The sequence below is a fragment of the Pseudoxanthomonas sp. CF385 genome (genome assembly GCF_900104255.1).
Taxonomy (GTDB): domain Bacteria; phylum Pseudomonadota; class Gammaproteobacteria; order Xanthomonadales; family Xanthomonadaceae; genus Pseudoxanthomonas_A.
The window spans coordinates 164,078-184,091 of the sequence record NZ_FNKZ01000003.1 but is presented as its reverse complement, the minus strand read 5'-3'; the positions used below and the strand labels follow the sequence as shown (position 1 = coordinate 184,091).

The 20,014-nt window shown below is 69.8% G+C and carries 15 protein-coding genes and 1 pseudogene; 6 read left to right on the top strand and 10 right to left on the bottom strand.

The window, feature by feature from the left end:
* Positions 1-30: 30 nt before the first annotated feature.
* The 7 genes and pseudogenes from BLT45_RS16275 to flhB form a co-directional block, all read right to left on the bottom strand.
* Positions 31-642, bottom strand: a complete 612-nt coding sequence (locus BLT45_RS16275) for a protein phosphatase CheZ (protein WP_093302948.1) — start codon at positions 640-642, stop codon at positions 31-33.
* A complete protein-coding gene (gene cheY / locus BLT45_RS16270; RefSeq protein WP_093303480.1) occupies positions 642-1,022 on the bottom strand; it encodes a chemotaxis response regulator CheY in 381 nt (126 codons plus the stop codon). The genes BLT45_RS16275 and cheY overlap by 1 nt, the downstream gene beginning before the upstream one ends.
* A gap of 117 nt (positions 1,023-1,139) precedes the next feature.
* Positions 1,140-1,892 carry an RNA polymerase sigma factor FliA gene (locus BLT45_RS16265; RefSeq protein ID WP_093302945.1) on the bottom strand — a complete coding sequence of 251 codons (753 nt, stop codon included), beginning with the start codon at positions 1,890-1,892 and terminating at the stop codon, positions 1,140-1,142.
* Positions 1,889-2,701 (bottom strand): annotated as a pseudogene (locus BLT45_RS16260) (MinD/ParA family protein); the annotation flags it as partial. The pseudogene BLT45_RS16260 and the gene BLT45_RS16265, both read right to left, overlap by 4 nt.
* 55 nt (positions 2,702-2,756) lie before the next feature.
* Entirely contained in the window at positions 2,757-4,484 is a 1,728-nt protein-coding gene (flhF, locus tag BLT45_RS16255) for a flagellar biosynthesis protein FlhF (RefSeq protein ID WP_093302937.1), read from the bottom strand.
* A gap of 48 nt (positions 4,485-4,532) precedes the next feature.
* The gene (gene flhA / locus BLT45_RS16250) at positions 4,533-6,617 is read right to left on the bottom strand and encodes a flagellar biosynthesis protein FlhA (RefSeq protein WP_093302932.1); all 2,085 of its coding nucleotides are present in this window, start codon (positions 6,615-6,617) and stop codon (positions 4,533-4,535) included.
* Positions 6,614-7,744, bottom strand: coding sequence for a flagellar biosynthesis protein FlhB (gene flhB / locus BLT45_RS16245; protein WP_093302927.1), 1,131 nt, complete (start codon positions 7,742-7,744; stop codon positions 6,614-6,616). The genes flhA and flhB overlap by 4 nt, the downstream gene beginning before the upstream one ends.
* Positions 7,745-7,855: 111 nt before the next feature.
* Here flhB and BLT45_RS16240 point away from each other — a divergent pair, with 111 nt between their 5' ends.
* The 4 genes from BLT45_RS16240 (at position 7,856) to BLT45_RS16225 (ending at position 14,044) form a co-directional block, all read left to right on the top strand.
* Positions 7,856-8,242, top strand: coding sequence for a hypothetical protein (locus tag BLT45_RS16240; protein ID WP_093302923.1), 387 nt, complete (start codon positions 7,856-7,858; stop codon positions 8,240-8,242).
* Positions 8,243-8,305: 63 nt separating this feature from the next.
* Positions 8,306-9,595: a TolC family protein gene (locus BLT45_RS16235; RefSeq protein ID WP_093302919.1), complete on the top strand. Its 1,290-nt coding sequence runs from the start codon at positions 8,306-8,308 to the stop codon at positions 9,593-9,595.
* Positions 9,595-10,851 (top strand): efflux RND transporter periplasmic adaptor subunit, encoded by a 1,257-nt coding sequence (locus BLT45_RS16230; RefSeq protein ID WP_093302915.1) that lies wholly within the window; start codon positions 9,595-9,597, stop codon positions 10,849-10,851. Before BLT45_RS16235 ends, BLT45_RS16230 begins: the two co-directional genes overlap by 1 nt.
* Positions 10,841-14,044 (top strand): efflux RND transporter permease subunit, encoded by a 3,204-nt coding sequence (locus BLT45_RS16225; protein WP_093302911.1) that lies wholly within the window; start codon positions 10,841-10,843, stop codon positions 14,042-14,044. Before BLT45_RS16230 ends, BLT45_RS16225 begins: the two co-directional genes overlap by 11 nt.
* Before the next feature lie 7 nt (positions 14,045-14,051).
* Here the strand turns inward: BLT45_RS16225 and BLT45_RS16220 are convergent, their stop codons facing one another.
* Positions 14,052-15,035 (bottom strand): GGDEF domain-containing protein, encoded by a 984-nt coding sequence (locus BLT45_RS16220; RefSeq protein WP_093303477.1) that lies wholly within the window; start codon positions 15,033-15,035, stop codon positions 14,052-14,054.
* A 250-nt stretch (positions 15,036-15,285) separates the two neighbouring features.
* Here BLT45_RS16220 and BLT45_RS18565 point away from each other — a divergent pair, with 250 nt between their 5' ends.
* On the top strand, positions 15,286-15,933 hold the full coding sequence (locus BLT45_RS18565; RefSeq protein ID WP_254771928.1) for a hypothetical protein: 648 nt from the start codon (positions 15,286-15,288) through the stop codon (positions 15,931-15,933).
* A 98-nt stretch (positions 15,934-16,031) separates the two neighbouring features.
* Here BLT45_RS18565 and BLT45_RS16210 read toward each other — a convergent pair whose 3' ends face one another.
* Complete coding sequence (locus tag BLT45_RS16210; protein ID WP_139188042.1) at positions 16,032-17,465, bottom strand: hypothetical protein; 1,434 nt, start codon at positions 17,463-17,465, stop codon at positions 16,032-16,034.
* Positions 17,466-17,507: 42 nt separating this feature from the next.
* The gene (locus BLT45_RS16205; RefSeq protein ID WP_139188041.1) at positions 17,508-17,960 is read right to left on the bottom strand and encodes a hypothetical protein; all 453 of its coding nucleotides are present in this window, start codon (positions 17,958-17,960) and stop codon (positions 17,508-17,510) included.
* Positions 17,961-18,337: 377 nt separating this feature from the next.
* Here BLT45_RS16205 and BLT45_RS16200 point away from each other — a divergent pair, with 377 nt between their 5' ends.
* On the top strand, positions 18,338-20,005 hold the full coding sequence (locus BLT45_RS16200; protein WP_093302892.1) for an autotransporter family protein: 1,668 nt from the start codon (positions 18,338-18,340) through the stop codon (positions 20,003-20,005).
* The last annotated feature ends 9 nt before the right edge of the window (positions 20,006-20,014 follow it).

Genomic DNA, 20,014 nt, shown 5'->3' with positions numbered 1-20,014 from the left:
GTCTCCGGTTCCGCAGCGCCCGGCCGTGGGCTACAGGCCCAGGCCGGAGAGCAGGTCGTCGGCGTCGTCCTGCGAGAACGCGTTGCGGTCAAGACCAGCAACGGCCGGACCGGCGAGTTCTGAAGTCTCTTTCTTCTCCGGCGGCGGCAGCCCGAGCGCACCGAAGCCCTCGTGCACGCGACGGACGATGCCGGCGACCCGGCGGATGATCTGGCCGGTAAGGTCCTGGTAGCTCTGGGCGAGCGCCATTTCCGACAGGCCCTTGCCGATGCTGTCCACCAGCGCGGCCTGTTCGGCCGACAGCGCGGTGCCCTTGAGCTGGGTGGCGTAGCCCCGGCACTGTTCGGCCAGGTCCAGCGTCTTGTGGCTGGCCTGTTCGGTCATCTCGACGACGTGGTCGAGGCGCGAGCAGGCATCGTCGAGTTCGCCGGCGTCGGTCGGCGGCAGTTCGCCCAGGGTCTGCGCCAGTTCGCGGGCGAGGCGACCCAGGCCCTGCATCATCGGCTGCGTGCGCCAGGCGGCGATGGTGTCCAGCTCGCGGCGCCAGCCGGCCTCGTCGCCCTGTTCCAGGGCATCGAGCGCGTGCTGCAGCCTTTCCACCAGCGCGGCGCGCGCCCCGGTGATGTCGGCGACGGCGTTCATCAGGCAGCGGCTCCCAGGCGTTCGAAGATCTTGCCCAGCTTCTCTTCCAGCGTCTGCGCGGTGAACGGCTTGATGATGTAGCCGTTCACGCCGTTCTGTGCGGCTTCGATGATCTGCTCGCGCTTGGCCTCGGCGGTGACCATCAGCACGGGCAGGGTCTTGAAGCGTTCGTCGGCGCGGATCGCTTTCAGCAGCTCGATGCCGGTCATGCCGGGCATGTTCCAGTCGGTGACCACGAAGTCGAAGCTGCCCTGCGCCAAGGCCGTCAGCGCGCTGTTGCCGTCTTCGGCTTCGGCGGTGTTGGTGTAGCCCAGGTCGTTGAGCAGGTTCTTGATGATGCGGCGCATGGTGGAAAAATCGTCCACGATCAGGATGCGCATGTTCTTGTTGGCGGTCACTTCGAACTCCAGTAAAGCGTGCCCGGTCAGGGGCGAGGGCAGGGCAGGGGCTGCACGCGGCGGCCTACCGGAGCCTTATCGGCAGGCCGCGGGAAATCTTCAGTCTTGGTCTTCCAGGCCGGCGTCGGCCTTCTCGAACACCTGCAGGCGGCCGCGCAGGCGGACCATGGCCTGGCCGTGGATCTGGCAGACGCGGGACTCGCTGACGCCGAGCACCGCACCGATTTCCTTCAGGTTGAGTTCTTTCTCGTAGTACATCGACAGCACCAGCTGTTCGCGCTCCGGCAGGTGGCCGATGGCCTTGACCAGCTGCTGGCGGAACTCGCTGCGCTCCAGGTTCTGCTGCGGCGACGGGCCACCGGTGCGGGCGGTGTTCGGTTCGCCGTGGTCGTCGATGTGCGATTCCAGGCTGAGCACCTGCCCGCGCGCGGCGTCCTCCATCAGACGCAGGTATTCGGGCAACGGCATCTCCATCGCCGAGGCGACTTCGGTGGCGATGGCGGCGCGGCCGGTGCGCTGTTCGATCTCGCGCACGGTGGCGGCAGCCTGGCGCGCGCGGCGGTGCACCGAGCGCGGCACCCAGTCGCCGCGGCGGATTTCGTCGATCATCGAACCGCGGATACGGATCGAGGCGTAGGTTTCGAACGAAGCGCCCTGTTCGGCGTCGTAACTGCGCGAGGCTTCGATCAGGCCGATCATGCCGGCCTGGATCAGGTCGTCGATCTCCACGCTGGCCGGCAGGCGCGCCGCGAGGTGGTGGGCGATGCGGCGGACGAGGTCGGCGTGCTGGGTGACGGAGTCCGTAGCGGCGCTGCGCTGCACGGCGCGGTAGTGGGCGGCGGCGGTGTTCATGCGGCCACCCCCCGCTGGATCAGGCGTTCGACGAAGAACTCCACGTTGCCGCGCGCGCCCTGCGGCGGCTGCCAGCGGGCGGCCACGCGGGCGATGTCGGTGATGGCGCGCGCCGACGGGCTGCCCGGGTAGGCCTTCACGACGGCCTGCTGGCGCTGCACCGCGCGGCGCAGCCAATCGTCCTGCGGCACGGCGCCCAGGTAGTGCAGGGCGACGTCGCCGAGGAAGCGCTCGCAGACGCGGGCCAGCTTCTCGTACAGCTTCCGGCCCTCGTTGGGGTCGCGGACCATGTTGGCGATGACGTGCACGCGGTCCAGGCCGCGTTCGCGCGCCAGCACCTTGATCAGGGCGTAGGCGTCGGTGATCGAAGCCGGCTCGTCGCAGACCACGACGACCGTGTCCTGCGCGGCCTGGCAGAAGGTCAGCACGCTGTCGGTGATGCCGGCGGCGGTGTCGACGACCATGACGTCGAGCGCACGCTGCAGTTCGGAGAACACATTGACCAGGCCGACATGCTCGGCCGGCGTCAGTTCGGCCATGTGGCGGAAACCCGACGAGGCCGGCACCACCATCAGGCCTTCGGGGCCTTCCAGCAGTACGTCTTCGAGCTGGCAGCGGCCGGCGACGAGGTCGGCGAGGGTGAACTTCGGCGACAGGCCGAGCAGCACGTCGACGTTGGCCAGGCCGAGGTCGGCGTCCATCAGCAAGGTGCGCTTGCCCATTTCGGCGAGCGAAATCGCGAGGTTCACGGAGACGTTGGTCTTGCCCACGCCGCCCTTGCCGCCGGTGATGGCGATGACGCGCACCGGATGGAACGCGGCGGGGATCGGCGGGGTGCTGCGCGGATTGGTCTGCAGCAGGTGGTCAGGCGACATGGGTGGCCTCGGTCGAGCAGGGTTCGTCGGCTTCGCGGCGCAGCTGGTCCAGCCGCAGCACGAGGTGGGCGCTGTTGGCGCGGTGGAGGTCGTCGGGCACGCGCTGGCCATCGGTCACCCAGGCCATCGGCAACTGGTGGTCGACGACCACCGAAAGCGCGCTGCCCAGGCGGCCGGTCTCGTCCAGCTTGGTCAGCACCACGCCTTGCGGCTGCACGGTGCTGAAGCGGCGGACGACTTCGTCCAGGTCGGAGAAATGGGAGTTGGCCGGCAGGCAGAGCAGCGTCTGCACCTGGCCGGAGGCGCGCAGCCAGTTGAGCTGGCCCACCAGGTTGCGGTCGCGCTGGCCCAGGCCGGCGGTGTCGATCAGCACCAGCTTGTAGTCGCGCAGGCGCTCCAGCACCAGCGCCAGGCTCTGCGCGCTGTCGGCCTCGTGCACCGCGATGCCGAGCTGGCGGCCGTAGCCGTGCAGCTGTTCGCGGCCGCCGACGCGCACGGTGTCGGTGGTGACCAGGGCCACGTCGCGCGCGTTGTGGCGCTGCGCGAAGCACGCCGCCAGCTTGGCGATGGTGGTGGTCTTGCCGGCGCCGGTGGGGCCGACCAGGGCGATCACGCCACCGGCTTCCAGCGGGTCGATCTCGGTGACCGGCAGCTTCTTCGACAGCAGGCCCAGCATCAGGCCGCGGCCGCGATGGGCTTCGGTATCGGCGGGAATCTGCAGGGCGATGTCGCGGGTGATGCCGGCGTCGAAGCCGTAGTCCTCCATCAGCTCCATCGCCTGCATGCGCACCGGCGAGCCGCGCAGGCGTTCGTCGGTGAGGCGATGCATCTCGCGTTCGATCATTTCGCGCATCGCGGCCAGCTCGCCGCGCATGTGCACCAGCTGCTCGTCGCTCTCGCGGGCGTCGGCGACGTTGTCGGCCACCACGGTCAGCGTGGGCACGGTGACGGCGGCAGGTGCAGGAAGGGATGCGGCAATGGGTGCGCGCGCCACCGGCAGGGCAGCGACCTTCGGTGCGGGCGCCGGCTCCGGCAGTGCGACCGGCGGCGCGATCGACGGCAGCAGCGCGTCGAGGTCCAGGCTCTCGTCGGCCTCGGCACGCACGGCGGTCCGGGCGCGCGCCGGTGCCACCGGTTCGGCGATCGGCGCGAGGGCCGGCGCCGGTTCGTTGGCAGGCAGTTCCGGCAGGCAGGCGGCCAGCTTGGCGGCGAAGGATTCGGGTTCGATCAGCTGCGGCGCGATCTCGCGGACCGGCAGGCTGGGAGCGAAGCGCGGCGGCGCTTCATTGGCGGCGGCCACCGGTGCAGTGATGGCGGGCGCCACCGGTGCGATGGGGGCTTCGGCGCGGACGGGCGCTGGCGTGGCCGGGGCGGCGGGCGTCTGGCGGCGCGCGAAGTAGCTCGCGGCGGCTTCGGCCGGCGACAGCGTGGGGGCGGCCGGTGCGGGTGCAGCGGTGTTCGTATGCGTGGCGCGGGCGGGCGCGGCGGCCTGCTGTGCCGGATCGAGCAACGGGTGCAGCGGGGCGTTGCCGGTCGCGGGGCGCATGGCGTCCAGCGTGTGCTTGACCAGCGCTTCGTCGTAGTTGCTGGCGGCGACGATCTCGACGCCGTCCTCGGTGACGCGGTTGGACAGGATCACCGCATCCGGGCCGTGTTCCTGGCGGACCATGGCGAAGGCGGTGCGCATGTCGGGAGCGACGAAGCGTTTGATTTTCATGGCGTGCTATCCGGTTCTATATCGCGTCGGGTTCTGCTGCTCCCGGTCTCAGCTGATCGTGCCGACCAGCTTCAACCGCTTGTCCTCGGGAACCTCGCTGTAGGCCAGCACCGACAGCGTGGGGACGCTGTGGCGGACCAGGCGGGCGAGGGCGGCGCGGACCGAACCCGGTACCAGCACCACCGCAGGCTCGCTGCGGGCTTCCTGCTTGGTCACCACGTCGGCGAGGCTCTGGTGCAGGCGTTCCGCCAGTCCCGGTTCCAGCGCCGCGCCGGTTCCCTGGGTGCTGTCCTGCAAGACGCGTTCCAGATTCGGCGCCAAGGTGTAGACGGGCAGTTCCGGGGTCATGCCGGAGATCTCCTGCACGATGAAACGGCCCAGCGACGTGCGCACGGCGGCGGTGAGCGCGGCCGGATCGGTGTTTTGCGGGGCGAACTCGACCAGCGCCTCGACGATGCGGCGTAGCTGGCGGATCGGCACGCGTTCGACCAGCAGGTTCTGCAGCACGCGCACCACGGTGGCCAGCGGCAGCGCCTTGGGCGTGAGGTCCTCGACCAGCTTGGGCGCGCTGCGTCCGAGCTGCGACAGCAGCTGCTGCACTTCCTCGTGGCCGAGCAGTTCCGGGGCGTGTTCGCGCACCAGGTGCGACAGGTGGGTGGCCATGACCGTGGCCGGATCGACGACGGTGTAGCCCAGCGACTCGGCGGTGGCCTTCTGGTGGGCCTGGATCCAGACCGCGTCCAGGCCGAACGCCGGATCCTTGCCGGGGATGCCGTCGATGGCGCCGAAGGCGCCGCCCGGGTCCAGGGCCAGTTCGCGGTCCGGGTGGATCTCGGCCGTGGCCACCGGCACGCCGTGCACCAGCAGGCGGTAGCCGTTGGATGGCAGTTCCAGGTTGTCGCGGATATGGACCGGCGGGATCAGGAAACCCAGGTCCTGGGTGAGCTTGCGGCGCACCGCCTTGATGCGCGACATCAGTTCGCCGCCCTGGTTCTTGTCCACCAGCGGGATCAGCCGGTAGCCCACTTCCAGGCCCAGCGGATCGACCGGGCGCAGTTCGTCCCAGGTCAGTTCGGCGTTGCGGTCCGGGGCGCCGGGGGCAGGCAGAGCGGCGATATCGCCGCCGGCGGCCTCCGGGCCTTCCTGGGTGCGCTTCCACATCTTCCAGGACACGTAGCCGAGGATCGCGGCCAGCGTCAAAAAGGCGACGTTGGGCATGCCGGGCACCAGGCCGACCAGGCCCAGTACGCCGGCGGCCACCGCCAGCGCCTTGTGCTGGCCGAAGGCCTGGCCCATCACGGCCTGGCCCATGTCTTCCGAGCGCGAGGCGCGGGTGACCAGCATGGCCACCGCGGAGGAGACCAGCAGGGCCGGCAGCTGCGCCACCAGGCCGTCGCCGATCGACAGCAGGGTATAGGTGGAGGCCGCGTCGGCCGCCGGCATGCCGTGCTGGAACATGCCCACGGCGAAGCCGCCGATGAGGTTGATGAACAGGATCAGGATGCCGGCGATGGCGTCGCCGCGGATGAACTTGTTGGCACCGTCCATCGAACCGTAGAAGTCGGCTTCCGCGCGGACTTCCTCGCGCCGGGCCTTGGCTTCCTCGCGGGTCAGGATGCCGGCGTTGAGGTCGGCGTCGATCGCCATCTGCTTGCCGGGCATCGCGTCCAGGATGAAGCGCGCCGACACCTCGGCGATGCGCCCGGCGCCCTTGGTGATGACGACGAAGTTGATGATGGTCAGGATCGCGAAGACCACGATGCCGACCGCGTAGTTGCCGCCCACGACGAACTCGCCGAAGGCCGCGATGACCTTGCCGGCGGCCTCGTGGCCGTCCTGGCCGTTGAGCAGGATCACGCGGGTGGACGCCACGTTCAGCGCCAGGCGCAGCATCGTGGTCATCAGCAGGACGATCGGGAAGATCGTGAAATCCAGCGGCCGCTTCACGTAGATCACGGCCAGCAGCACCACCAGCGAAATGGCGATGTTGAAGCTGAAAAGCGCGTCCAGCACCGCCGGGGCCAACGGCACGACCACCATCGCCAGCAGCGCCAGCACGACCAGGGGCGCGCCCAGGCCGTTCTTCAGCATGTCCATCCAGCGCAGGCCGCCGGTCGCCGGTTGCGCGCTCATGCCTTGCCTCCGTGCTCATCCACGTCCACGGCCGGCATGTCCGGGTGCGGGGCATCGCCCACGCGCCAGGCGCGCAGCTGGTACACGTAGGAGAGGATCTGGGCAACGGCGGCGTACAGTCTCACGGGGATTTCTCGGCCAAGCTGACCCTCGCGATACAAGGCGCGTGCCAAAGGCGGCGCGGAGACGATGGCGATGCGGTGGGCGTCGGCCACTTCGCGGATGCGCAGGGCCAGTTCGTCCACGCCCTTGGCCACGACGCGGGGGGCGCCCATCTGGCCGGCCTCGTACTTCAGGGCGACGGCGTAGTGGGTCGGGTTGACGACGATCACGTCGGCGGTTGGGACGTCTTCCATCATCCGGCGCTGCGACAGCTGGTGCTGCATCTGCCGGATGCGGCCCTTCACCTCCGGGCTGCCCTCGCTTTCCTTCATCTCCTGGCGCAGCTCTTCGCGGGTCATCTTCAGCTTCCGCAGCCAGTTCCACTTCTGGTACGGCGCGTCCAGGGCGGCCAGCAGGATCAGGCCGCCGGTAGTGGCCAGCAGCAGGGTGCTGGTGAAGCCCAGGCCGCTGCGCACGGCCTGCTCCAGCGGCATCGTCAGCAGTTCGCGCAGGGGATTCAGGCCCAGCTTCAGGCAGATCGCCGCGGCACCGCCGATCAGGGTCACGCGCAGCAGCGACTTCAGCAGCTCGGCCACGCTCTCGGCGCCGTACAGGCGCTTGAGGCCGGCGGCCGGGCTGAGCCGCTTGAAATCGGGCATCAGCGCCTTCTGCGAAAACTGGAAACCGCTCATGGCGATCGGCGCGGCCAGGCCGGCCAGCACGCAGATGCCGGCCACCGGCGCGACCACCGCCAGCAGCTTCAGCAGCAGCAGGCCGACGTAGCCGAACAACTGGTCCGGCTGGCGCATCAGGGCCGGGTCCGGCGTCAGCGCGATCTTCATCCAGCCCAGCGTGTTCCGTGCCAGGGAAGGCCCCATGGCGGTGATCGCCAGCACGCCCGCGCCGAAGACGGCCGCCGTCGCCAGCTCGCGCGAGCGCGGGATGTTGCCCTGTTCGCGGGCTTCGCGGCGGCGTTTTTCGGTAGGTAGTTCTGTGCGTTCGCCGCTTTCGTCCTGCTCAGACATGGCGCGTTTCCGACGGGGTCGGGCGGGTCGCTGCAAGACCCGTTCCAGCCGGTGGGCGCCGGGCGCCGTGGAATTGTCTAACGCCACCGCAGGCGGCTAGCATGTCCGCCGATGCTCCGCTTCCTGCACCGCCGCCGCTTCGCCTTGCTCCGCCTGCCTGCGCTGGCGCTGCTGCTGTTGGCGGTGTTGGCCAACCCTGTGCTGGCCTCGCTGGGCGACCTGCACGAGCTGGGCAACGGCAGCGACCACCTGCATGCGGTCAGCGAGCATGGCGACGCCGCCGCAGCCCATGGCCATGCCGACGGCGACGCAGGCGAGGGCGACCTGCTGCACGCTCTGATGCATGCCAGCCACTGCTGCGGCCACCTGACCGCCATCGTGCCGGCCGTGTTCGCTATGCCCGGCATGCCGCCGGCGTCTGCGGCGCCGCTGGCCGATCCCGTCCCCGTGCCGCCCTCGCGGCCGGCTTCGCTGCTGCGTCCTCCGATCGTCGCGTGATGTCCGTGCCGGGCTGAGTTCCGTCGCCCGGCGTTCCATCACCGACTTCCCGGAGATTTCCCCATGTGGTTGCGACTGGCGGCGTTGGCCGCCTTCGCGATCGCGCCGTGCGTGCACGCGCAGGCGCCATCGCCCGCTGTTTCATCTGATTCACTGACGCTCGACGACGCCATCGCCCGGGTCGCCCGCGTCCATCCCGACTTGCGCCTGATCGACGCCCGCCGCGGCGTGTTGCAGGCGGAGTACGACGTCGCCTCGCTGCGGCCGGCCCTGCGTGCCGGGCTGGAGATCGAGAACGCCCTCGGCAGCGGCGAGGCGCGTGCTTTCCGCCAAGCCGAAGCGACGCTGACGCTGGCCGGCGTGCTGGAGCGCGGCGGCAAGCTGGACGCACGGCGAACGCTGGCCCAGGCCCGCATCGATGCGCTCGCCCTGCAGCGCGAGACGCAGCGCCTGGACCTGCTGGCCGATGTCGCGCGCCGATACCTCGCTGTCGCCGCGGCACGCGCCCAGAAGGCGATCGCCGAACAGGACATCGCCCAGCGCCGGCGCACCGTCGCTGCCGCGCGCCAGCGCCTGCAGGCGGGCGCATCGCCCGAGTCGGTCGTGCTCACCGCGCAGGCGGCCCTGGCGCGCGCCGAACTGGCGCTCGCCCGCGCCGAGCAGCAGGACGCCGCCGCGCGTCAGCATCTGGCCGCACTGTGGGGCGAACGTGCGCCGCGGTTCGACATCGCCCCGGCGGATCCCTTGGCGCTGCCGGCCATCGCCGATGCGACGGAACTGGCCGCGCTGCTGGACGGCACGCCGGAACTGGCCCAGTTCGCCGACGAGCGCCGCCTCCGTGAGGCGCGTGTCCGATTGGCGCGCAGTGCGTCTTCGCCGGACCTCGACTGGCAGGTCGGCGTGCGTCGCATGCAGGACAGCGGCGACATGGCCCTGGTCGGCGGCGTCTCGTTGCCGCTGGGAAGCGCGCGTCGCGCCGGTCCCGAGATCCGTGCGGCGGAGGCCGAGCTCGCGGCGCTGGAGATCGAGCGCGAAGCGCGTGACGTGGCGTTGTACTCCACGCTGGCCGACGCGCACGGCCGCTACCGCGTGGCGCAGCTCGATGTCGCGCGCACCCGCACCGACGTGTTGCCGCGCCTGCTGCGCGCCGAACAGGCCGCCGAACGTGCCTACCGCGGCGGCGCCATCAGCTACCTCGAATGGGCGCAGTTGCAGTCGGAGACGACCGCGACCCGCCGCCAGCAACTCGACGCCGCGCTCGACGCGCAGGCGGCCCTGATCGAAATCCAGCGGCTTACCGGCCAGGCGTTCGTCGCCGCCCCTGCCGCCTCACCGGAAGGAACGACCCCATGATGCTGCGTCCCCTGATGAGCGCGCTTGCGCTGTCCCTGCTGCTCGCCGCCTGCGATGCCGGCCAGGACGATCACGCCGAAGACGGCCACGGCCACGAAGGCGACGCGCACGGCGCGGAAGAGTCCGCGCGTGGCGAACACGGTGGGCGCCTGTTGGCCCAGGACGGTGTGACCGTCGAACTGGCCATCGCCGAAAGCGGCACGCCGCCGACCTACCAGGCCTGGCTCTACCGCGAAGGCAAGCCGCTGCCGGCGACCGCGGGTACGGTCGAGGTGCGCCTCGTCCGCCTGGGCGGCGTCCGCGAGAGCCACGCGCTCGTGCCTCAGGCCGATGGCAGCCTGCTCGCCAAGACCGTGGTCGGCGAACCGCATTCGTTCGATGTCGAAGTGCTCGCCCGCGTGGAAGGCAAGGCCCTGCGCTGGACCTACGCCAGTTATGAAGGCCGCACCACGATCGCGGCGAAGATCGCCGAAGACTCCGGCATCCGCGTCGCGCCCGCGCAAGCCGGCGTGATCGCCGACGAACACGAGGTGCAGGGGCTGCTGACGCCGGTAGAAGGCCGGGTCGCCAACATCGCCGCGCGCTTCCCGGGGCCTATCCGCCGCCTCACCGCCAACGTGGGCGATCGCGTGCGGGCCGGCCAGGCGCTGGCGACGGTGGAAAGCAATCTCAGCCTGACCACGTACCCGGTGACCACGCCGATCAGCGGCGTCGTGCTGGCACGCAACGCGAGCGTGGGCAGCGTGGCGACCGAAGGCGCGACGCTGTTCGAGGTCGCCGACCTGTCCTCGCTGTGGGTGGACCTGCACGTGTTCGGCGCCGATGCGCAGCACATCGTGCCGGGCGTGCCGGTGACGGTGACGCGCCTGAGCGATGGGGCTACCGCGCAGACCACGCTCGAGCGCGTCCTGCCCGGCACCGCAACCGCGAGCCAAAGCACGGTCGCACGCGCCACACTGGCGAACGCCGACGGCCTCTGGCGGCCCGGCTCCGCGGTGAAGGCACGGATCACGGTGGAACAGCAGCCGGCCGCGCTGGTGGTGCCGGTGGCGGCGCTGCAGACGTTCCGCGACTGGAACGTGGTGTTCGTGCGCGTCGGCGAGACGTACGAGATCCGCCCGATCGAACTGGGCAAGCGCGATGCCGAACGCGTCGAGGTGCTGTCGGGCCTCAAGGCCGGCGACCAGGTGGTGGTGGAACAGAGCTACCTGGTGAAGGCCGACATCGAGAAGTCGGGGGCCTCGCATGACCATTGATGCCACGATCCCGACGCCGCAGGGCCCGCTCGAACGCATCCTGCGCTTCGCCATCGCCCATCGCTGGCTGATGCTGGCGCTGACGCTGGCGCTCATCGCGGTCGGTAGCTGGAGCTTCTCGCGGCTGCCCATCGATGTCACGCCGGACATCACCAACGTCCAGGTGCAGGTGAACACGCAGGTCGACGGCTATTCGCCGCTGGAGGCCGAACAGCGGGTGACCTTCCCGATCGAGACCGTGTTGGCCGGCCTGCCGGACCTGGACTACACGCGGTCGATCTCGCGCTACGGGCTGTCGCAGGTGACCGTGGTGTTCGAGGACGGCACCGACCTGTATTTCGCGCGCCAGCAGGTGGCCGAACGGATCCAGCAGGTGAAGTCGCAGCTGCCAGACGGCCTGGAGCCGGAGATGGGTCCCATCGCCACCGGCATGGGCGAGATCTTCATGTACACGGTGGAGGCCGACGACAAGGCCCGCAAGCAGGACGGCACGCCGTACACGGCCACTGACCTGCGCACACTGCAGGATTGGGTGGTACGGCCGCAGCTGCGCAACGTGCCGGGCGTGACCGAGGTGAACACCATCGGCGGTTTCGCGCGCCAGATCCACATCACGCCCGATCCCGCGCGCCTCGTCGCGTTGGGCTTCACCCTGCACGACGTGGTCACCGCGGTGGCGACCAACAACCAGAACGTCGGCGCCGGCTACATCGAGCGCAACGGCCAGCAGTTCCTCGTCCGTGCACCGGGGCAGGTGGCCGACCTGGACGGCATCCGCGACATCGTGCTCGACCGCCGCGATGGCGTGCCGATCCGCGTGCGCGATGTGGCGCAGGTGGGCGAGGGCCCGGAACTGCGCACCGGCGCGGCCACGATGGACGGGCGCGAAGTCGTGCTGGGCACCACCTTCATGCTGATCGGCGCCAACAGCCGCGAGGTCGCGCAGGCAACCGCGGCCCGCCTGGCCGACGCGAACCGCAGCCTGCCCGCCGGCGTGCGCGCGGTGCCGGTGTACGACCGCACCTCGCTGGTCGACCGCACCATCCGCACCGTGGCGAAGAACCTGGTGGAAGGCGCGTTGCTGGTCGTCGCGGTGCTGTTCCTGTTGCTGGGCAACGTGCGCGCCGCGCTCATCACCGCGGCGGTGATCCCGCTGGCGATGCTGTTCACGCTGACCGGCATGGTCCGTGGCGGCGTGTCCGGCAACCTGATGAGCCTGGGTGCGCTGGACTTCGGCCTGATCGTCGACGGCGCGGTGATCATCATCGAGAACTGCCTGCGCCGCTTTGGCGAATTGCAGCATGCCCTGGGACGCACGCTGACCGAAGAGGAACGCCTGGATGCCACCGCATCCGCGACGGCCGAGGTCATCCGGCCCAGCCTGTTCGGCCTGGGCATCATCACCGCGGTCTACCTGCCGATCTTCGCGCTCACCGGCGTGGAGGGAAAGATGTTCCACCCGATGGCGATCACGGTGGTGCTGGCGCTGACCGGCGCGATGGTGCTGTCGTTGACCTTCGTGCCCGCCGCCATCGCGCTGTTCCTGCGCGGCAAGGTGCAGGAGAAGGACACGCGCCTGATGCAGTGGGCACGTCGCGCCTATGCGCCGGCGCTCGCGTGGGCCCTGCGTCGCCGGGTGCCGGTGGTCGCCGGCGCGCTGGCGACGGTGGTGCTGTGCGGCGTGCTGGCCACGCGGCTGGGGTCGGAGTTCGTGCCCAGCCTGGACGAGGGCGACATCGCGATGCATGCCATGCGCATTCCGGGCACCAGCCTGGACCAGGCCGTGCACATGCAGTCCACGCTGGAGGCGCGGATCAAGCAGTTCCCCGAAGTGCAGCGCGTGTTCGGCAAGCTGGGCACCGCCGAGGTGGCGACGGACCCGATGCCGCCGTCGGTCGCCGATACGTTCATCATGCTCAAGCCGCGCGACCAGTGGCCCGATCCGCGCAAGACGAAGGCGGCGCTGGTGGCCGAGATCGAGACCGCGGTAAAGCAGATCCCCGGCAACAACTACGAGTTCACCCAGCCGATCCAGATGCGCATGAACGAGTTGATCTCTGGCGTGCGCGCGGACGTCGCCATCAAGGTCTACGGCGACGACCTCGACACACTGGTGAAGCTCGGTGAACAGGTGGAAGCCGTGGCGAAGGCGGTGGACGGTGCGGCCGACGTGCGCCTGGAACAGGCCACGGGGCTGCCGCTGCTGACCATCACGCCGGACCGGCAGGCGCTGATCCGATACGGACTGAACCCGGGCGATGTGCAGCACACCGTCGCTACCGCTGTCGGCGGCGAGGTCGCCGGCCAGTTGTTCGAGGGCGATCGCCGCTTCGACATCGTCGTGCGTTTGCCGGAAGCGCTGCGCCAGGATCCTGCGGCGCTGCACGACCTGCCCATTCCGCTGGGTGGCGACGGCAACCTGGACGAATCCACGCGCACGCCGGGCTGGGATTCCGGCGCGCCCGGTACCGTGCCGCTGCGCGAGGTCGCCACGATCGCGACGACGCTCGGCCCCAACCAGGTGAACCGCGAGAACGGCAAGCGCCGCGTCGTGGTCACGGCCAATGTGCGCGGCCGTGACCTGGGTGGCTTCGTGAGCGAGCTGCGGCAGAAGATCGATGCGGAGGTCGAGGTGCCCGCCGGCTACTGGGTGGACTATGGCGGTACGTTCGAGCAGTTGATCTCCGCCGGCCAGCGCCTGGGCGTGGTGGTGCCGGTCACGCTGGTGCTGATCTTCGCACTGCTGTTCTGGGCGTTCGGTTCGGCGAAGGACGCGGCCATCGTGTTCACCGGCGTGCCCTTGGCGCTGACCGGCGGCGTGGTGGCGTTGGCGCTGCGCGGCATCCCGCTGTCGATCTCGGCCGGCGTGGGATTCATCGCATTGTCGGGCGTGGCCGTACTCAACGGCCTGGTGATGATCGCCTTCATCCGCAAGCTGCGCGAGCAGGGCGGAAACCTCGACACGGCCGTGGTCGACGGCGCGCTGGGGCGGTTGCGTCCGGTGCTGATGACGGCGCTGGTCGCGTCGCTGGGCTTCCTGCCGATGGCGCTCAACGTGGGCGCCGGTTCCGAGGTGCAGCGCCCGCTGGCCACGGTGGTGATCGGCGGCATCGTGTCGTCGACGCTGCTGACAATGCTGGTGCTGCCGGTGCTGTACCGCTGGTGGCATCGCCGCGACGACGCACGCGGATGACGGATGGCTAGAACAGGTCGTCCGCGATGACGTAATTGTCGCGGCCGGCCGACTTGGCGCGGTAAAGCGCGGCGTCCGCGCGCGAGAACCAGTCGTGCCACGTCTTTTCCTGATCGCGCAGCAGCGCCGCGCCCAGCGAGATCGTGATCCGCCCGCCCGGTCCGCGCAGGCCACCACGTACGGCCTTGCGCAGGCGTTCGGTGGCGGCTTCGAGGTCGGCACTGGAGTCGACTTCCAGCAGGACGACGAATTCCTCGCCGCCGAACCGGAACACCTGATCGTTGCGCCGCATCTCGAAGCGCAGGATCGATGCCAGGTCCGCGATGGCGGCGTCGCCGGCGGCGTGGCCGTAGAGGTCGTTGACTTCCTTGAACCTGTCCAGGTCGAGCACCACCAGGCCGAATCCGCGCGCGGTGCGCTGGAAGGCGTCGACGGCCTCGGCCAGCACGCGTTCCATGGTGCGCCGGTTCGGCAGTCCGGTCAGTGCATCGAGCGCCGCCAGCCGCTCCAGACGCGCGCGGTCGTCCTGCGTCCTCGAGGCGAAGATATGCGAGAAGCCGGTGACGAGCAGGGCGCTGATCAATACCGACGCGGCGTGGATGCCGTCATGGAAGAAACCGGGTATCGCCTGCATGCCCGCGATCAGCGCGAGATTGCAGGCGACCGCCAACCACCGGTGCGCGATGAAGAAGTTCGTCAGCAGCACCAGATAGGTCCAGCTGAGCGCAGTGTGTCCGCTCAGCACGCAGGCGGCGAAGGTGGCGAGGGAGTTGAGCACGGCCAGCACGCTGCCCGCGCGTCGGCTGTCGCCGGTACGCCAAGCATAGACCACCGGCACGCACACCACGGCGACGATGCCCATGTCGAGCCATGCCATGAGCCGGTGCCCGGTGGACCAGCGATAGACGCCGAACAGCGCGATGGTCACCGCCGTGATGGAGCCCAGCAGGACGATGATGTCCAGGCGGAAATCGCGGCGTTTCGGCTTCATCTCGAGGGCGGGATGCGGGCGGTGGAGGTCGTTGGGTTCGTCGCTCAAGGGAACGGGATCAGGCGGCTGCGCCACCCCGGCGCCCGCGCAGTGTAGGCGTTGGCCGGAAGGCGGGAGTGATGACGGTCACGCTTGCCGGAGGCGCGTCCTCGCGCGGTCCCCGCCACATCTCACGTAATGCCGGCGGCCTCATTGAGGATTCAGGCCGTCGCGCCAAGACTCTCGCCACCGCAACGAAGGAGGCTCCGACATGAAGACATTGAAGACCGCTGTGATGGTGGCGTCGCTGGGGTTCGCCATGGCCTCCGCCATGCCTGCGCACGCGCAGACCGTGGGCTACAACATCCGCACCGGCGATGTCTGGGTCGACACGCGCCTGGGCGAGATCAACGATTACGGCCGGCGCTACCGCGATCCGTTCGTGTCGGAGATGACCGGCTACTACGGTGCGCCGCGCTCGCTGGTGCTCGAGCTGCTCGATCGCCGCGGTTGGGCCCCGGGCGACGTGTACTTCGCCTGCTCCATCGCACGCGCGCTGGGCATCCCGTGCCTGGACGTGGTGCAGCGCTACGACCGTAATCCCGGCATCGGTTGGGGCAACCTCGCCAAGCAGATGGGCATCAAGCCCGGCTCGCGCGAGTTCCATGCGTTGAAGAACGGCGCGGTCGGCACCTACGACCGCTGGGGCTATCCGATCCGCGTCGACCAGCGCGTCAGCGTGGACTGGTCCAAGCATGGTCCCGGCCATGGCAAGGGCGGCAACAGCGGCAAGGCGCAGTCCGGTCAAGCCAAGCAGGACCACGCGGGCCACGGGCAGGGCAATAGCGGCAAAGGGCCAGGCAACAGCAGCAAGGGCAACAGCGGCAAAGGCAACGGGAAGGGCAACGGACGCGACTGAGTCCACGCCCGCCGCCGCATGATCGAACGGCCTCCGGAAGGAGGCCGTTTCCGTTTCCGGTGACGGCGTGGAGGCGCGATGCATGGCCACGCCCGCGATCAGCGCCACCGGCGCATCAGACCGATCCCGATCGCGAGGTTGAGCGCCATGCCCGTCGCGAGCAACGCGAGTGCCTGGCTTGCGCCCAGCGATGGCAGCCCGTGCAGGGCAAGACTCCACGGCAAGGCCAGCACGATTGCGAACACGGCTGCGAGAGGATCCGGTGCCAGGCCATAAAGGCTCTTCTGGCTGACGACGATCAGCCCGAGCGCACCCAGGCAACACAGGATGTAGAGGACCAGCAACGCGAGCAACGCTGTGCGCATGGGAATGCCCTGCCAGGGACGCCGAGCCTTCACCTTCAACGACGGACGAACCGGTCGGTGTCGGCCAGTACCCGGCCAGAAACGGGGATGGGGCGTGAGTGCGGCGTGAACGCGTTTCGAAACGCGGTATCGCATAGTCGGCGCCACGACATCCGCCCGCCTTGCAGCGGGCGCGGGCCACAGGGGGCCCGGCTCCGCCCGACGCCGATCGCATCGCATCGTTGGAAGAAGGAGGCCCATCATGCCGCTTCCCAGAAAGGACCGCCTCTCGCTCGCCATCGTGGGGTGGCTGGGGTTGACCGCCTTGGCGACGCCTTCCATGGCATGGGGCGCATGCAACACCCTTGCGCCGACGACGGGACAACGCGTCGTCTGCGATACGTCCGCGCCGAATCCCGCCACCACGGGCGTGGTCGCTGCGCCCGACAGCCGCGATGTGGGCGTGACCTTGCTTCCAGGGGCCGTGCTCGCGCCTGCCAGTGGACCCGGCGTGCGGATCCGCGACGCGAGTCGGGTCGACAACCAGGGCACGATCGAGCTCACGGCGGGCAATACGCTTGATGCGGTGTTCGCGCAAGGCAGCGACAATGTCGTGACGAACAGCGGCCGCATCGTGACCGCGGGCAGTACCTCCGACGGCCTCCAGACCAACGGCAGCCGCAACCTGCTGTCGAACACCGCGGCCGGCACCATCACCACCACCGGGGCGAATGCCAACGGCCTGCTGTCGCTGGGCGGCAGTGCGAACACGCTGGAGAACGCCGGCACCATCACCGCCAGCGGCACCGGCGCCAACGCGATCCTCGTCAATGGCGGCGCCGACAACGTCGTCGTCAATCGCGGCACCCTGACCGCGCTCGGCGGTGCAGGGCACGGCATCAGCATCCTCGATACCGCGGCACGCGTGACCAACGAAGCGTCGGGACGCATCAGCAGCCAGTCCGGTCGCGGCATCGTCCTGGCCGCCGGCGGCACGGTGGTGAACGACGGCAGCATCGAGGCATTGGCGGGCGTGGGCGTCGTCTTCGCCGGCGCCGCGAACGGCACGCTGGTCAACCGCGGCACGATCCGCGGAACCGTGGCCGGCGTGGAGTTCGGCGCGGGCGCCGACCGGCTGGAAATGCGGGGCGGTGCGATCTCCGGCGGCGTCAGCCAGGGCGAGGGCAATGACGTCTTCGTGATGGAGGCGGGGACGTTGCAACAGGTCGATCAGGGCGGCGGCAGCGACGTGTTCGACATGCGCGGTGGCACGGTCACCGGCACGGTGCAGCAGGGCGGGGGCATCGACGACTTCGTCATGAGCGGCGGGCAGATCGGCGCGCTGCTGCAGGGCGATGCCCTGGATACCTTCAGGATGACCGGTGGGCACATCGTCGGCGCGTTCGAGGATGGCGACCGCGCGGTGATGACGGGCGGGCGCATCGGCCGCGTCAACATGAAGCTGGACGACAACGTGTTCGAGATGTCGGGCGGCACCATCGACGGCAATCTGGTGACCGGCTTCGGCAACGACACCATCGTGCTCAGCGACGGGTACATCGGCGGCAACATCAGCGTCAGCGGTGGCAACGACAGCGTGACGGTCCGGGGCGGCGTCGTGCGTGGGGAAGTCCGCGTCAGCACCGGCGAAGACCGTTTCGTGTGGGACGGCGGCGGGATCATCTACGGGTCCGTCGATCTGGGCGAAGGCAACGACACCGCCGTGCTCCGCAATCTGGGGAATGCGCACCTCGGTGCGATGCCGTCGCTCTCGGGCGGTGCCGGTGTCGATGCGCTCCAGCTCGACAACGTCACGACGGCCGGGGTGGCCCGTTACCAGGGATGGGAAACCATCGCCGCGCGCAACGACAGCCAGCTGATCTTCGATGGCGATCTGGTCGTGGGCGATGCCGGCAGCGGGACCGGGATCCTGGAGGTTGATGCGAGCAGTACGTTGTTCGCGGGCGGCGGAACGCACGCGTCGCTGCGCGCGTTCGGTGCCGGGCAGCTGGCGACCCTGGTGAATGCGGGGCGCATCGACCTGACCAACGGGGCGTCCGGTGCGAGCGACCTTCACCATCGTGGGCCACTACATCGGCCAGAACGCCGCGGTCTTCCTGCAGACGGTGCTGGGCGACGACAGCTCCGCGTCCGATCGCTTGATCCTGTCCGGCGGAACGGCGAGCGGCACGACCGGGTTGGAGGTCGTCAACCTGGGCGGGCAGGGTGGCGCGACGGTGCTGGACGGCATCCTGGTCGTGCAGGCGCTCAACGGTGCGAGTTCGACCGACACCGCCTTCGCGTTGTTCAGTCCGGTGGCCGCGGGCGCGTTCGAGTACTTCCTGTTCAAGGGCGGTATTTCCGACGGCACCTCGGAAAATTGGTACCTGCGTTCGACGCTGGTCGCCTCCACCGATACGCCGCCGCCGGTCATCGCGCCGGGGCCCGATCCCACCCAGCCGGACACCGACGGCCCCGCACCTCCTGCGCCGCCCCCCATCGTGCCGCCACCGCCGCCGCTGCCGCCGGCGCCCCCTCCGCCGCCCGAAGGCGTGGACGAGCCGAATCCGGAACAACCGCCGCCCGCACCGCCGGCACCGCCACCGGAACCGCCGGACGTCGCGCCGCCCACACCACCGCCGCCGATTCCGCACGTGCCGGAGGATCCGCCCTCGATCCCCGTGCCGTCACAGCCGGACGCACCGACGCCGCCCGCACCGCCACGCCCAAATCCCGAAGCGATGCCGGCGACGGGCGCCGTGATCCCGCTCTATCGCGTCGAGACTCCCACCTACGCCGTCGTGCCACCGGTGGTGCACCAGCTCGCCCTGGCGTCGCTGGGCACGTTCCACGAACGACTCGGTGGCCAGGCGACGATGCGCAACGACGGTGCCGTGAGTGCGGCCTGGGGCCGGGTGATCGGACAGGATGTGGAGCAGACCTGGTCGGGCAGCGTCGACCCCACGTTCGACGGCACGCTGTGGGGCGTGCAGGCGGGCGTGGACCTGCATGCGCGAGAGACCGATGGCGGCGGTCGCGAGCATGTCGGTGTGTTCGTCGGCCGCGTGCGTGCGGACGGGTACGTGCGCGGGTTCGCACTGGGCTGGCAACACCTGGATACGGGCACCGTGGAACTGGACGATACCCACCTCGGCCTGAGCTGGACGCGGGTAGGGCCCTCGGGCGGTTACGTCGATGCCGTGCTGATGGCGAGCCGCTACGACGGTGAAGCCTCGTCGGTGCGCGGCGTGGGCATCGATCTGGAAGGCGACGGACTGACCGCTTCGATCGAGGCGGGCTTGCCGATCCGCTGGCGTCCGGAGTCACGCTGGACGCTGGAGCCGCAGTGGCAGGTGATCTGGCACCGGGCCTCGTTCGACGACCAGGACGATGCGTTCGCGCGCGTGTCGATCAGCACCGATGCCGCGCTCAGCAGTCGCATCGGGCTCCGCTTCGCGGGCGACTTCGGACAGCGCCACCCTTGGCAGCCCTATCTGAAGCTCAACCTGTGGCATGGCTTCGGTGGTGACGACCGGGTGCGCCTGGATGCGGACGAGATCGCCACCGCGCAGCGTTACAGCGCGCTCGAACTGGGCGGCGGCCTGGCGGCGCAACTGGGTCGCCACGTCAGCCTGTACTTCACGCTCGACCATACGCGCGATGTCGGCAACACCGCGGGCACCAAGCGGGCGTGGGAAGGCAGCCTGGGGCTGCGCGCGGAATGGTGAAGCGCGGAC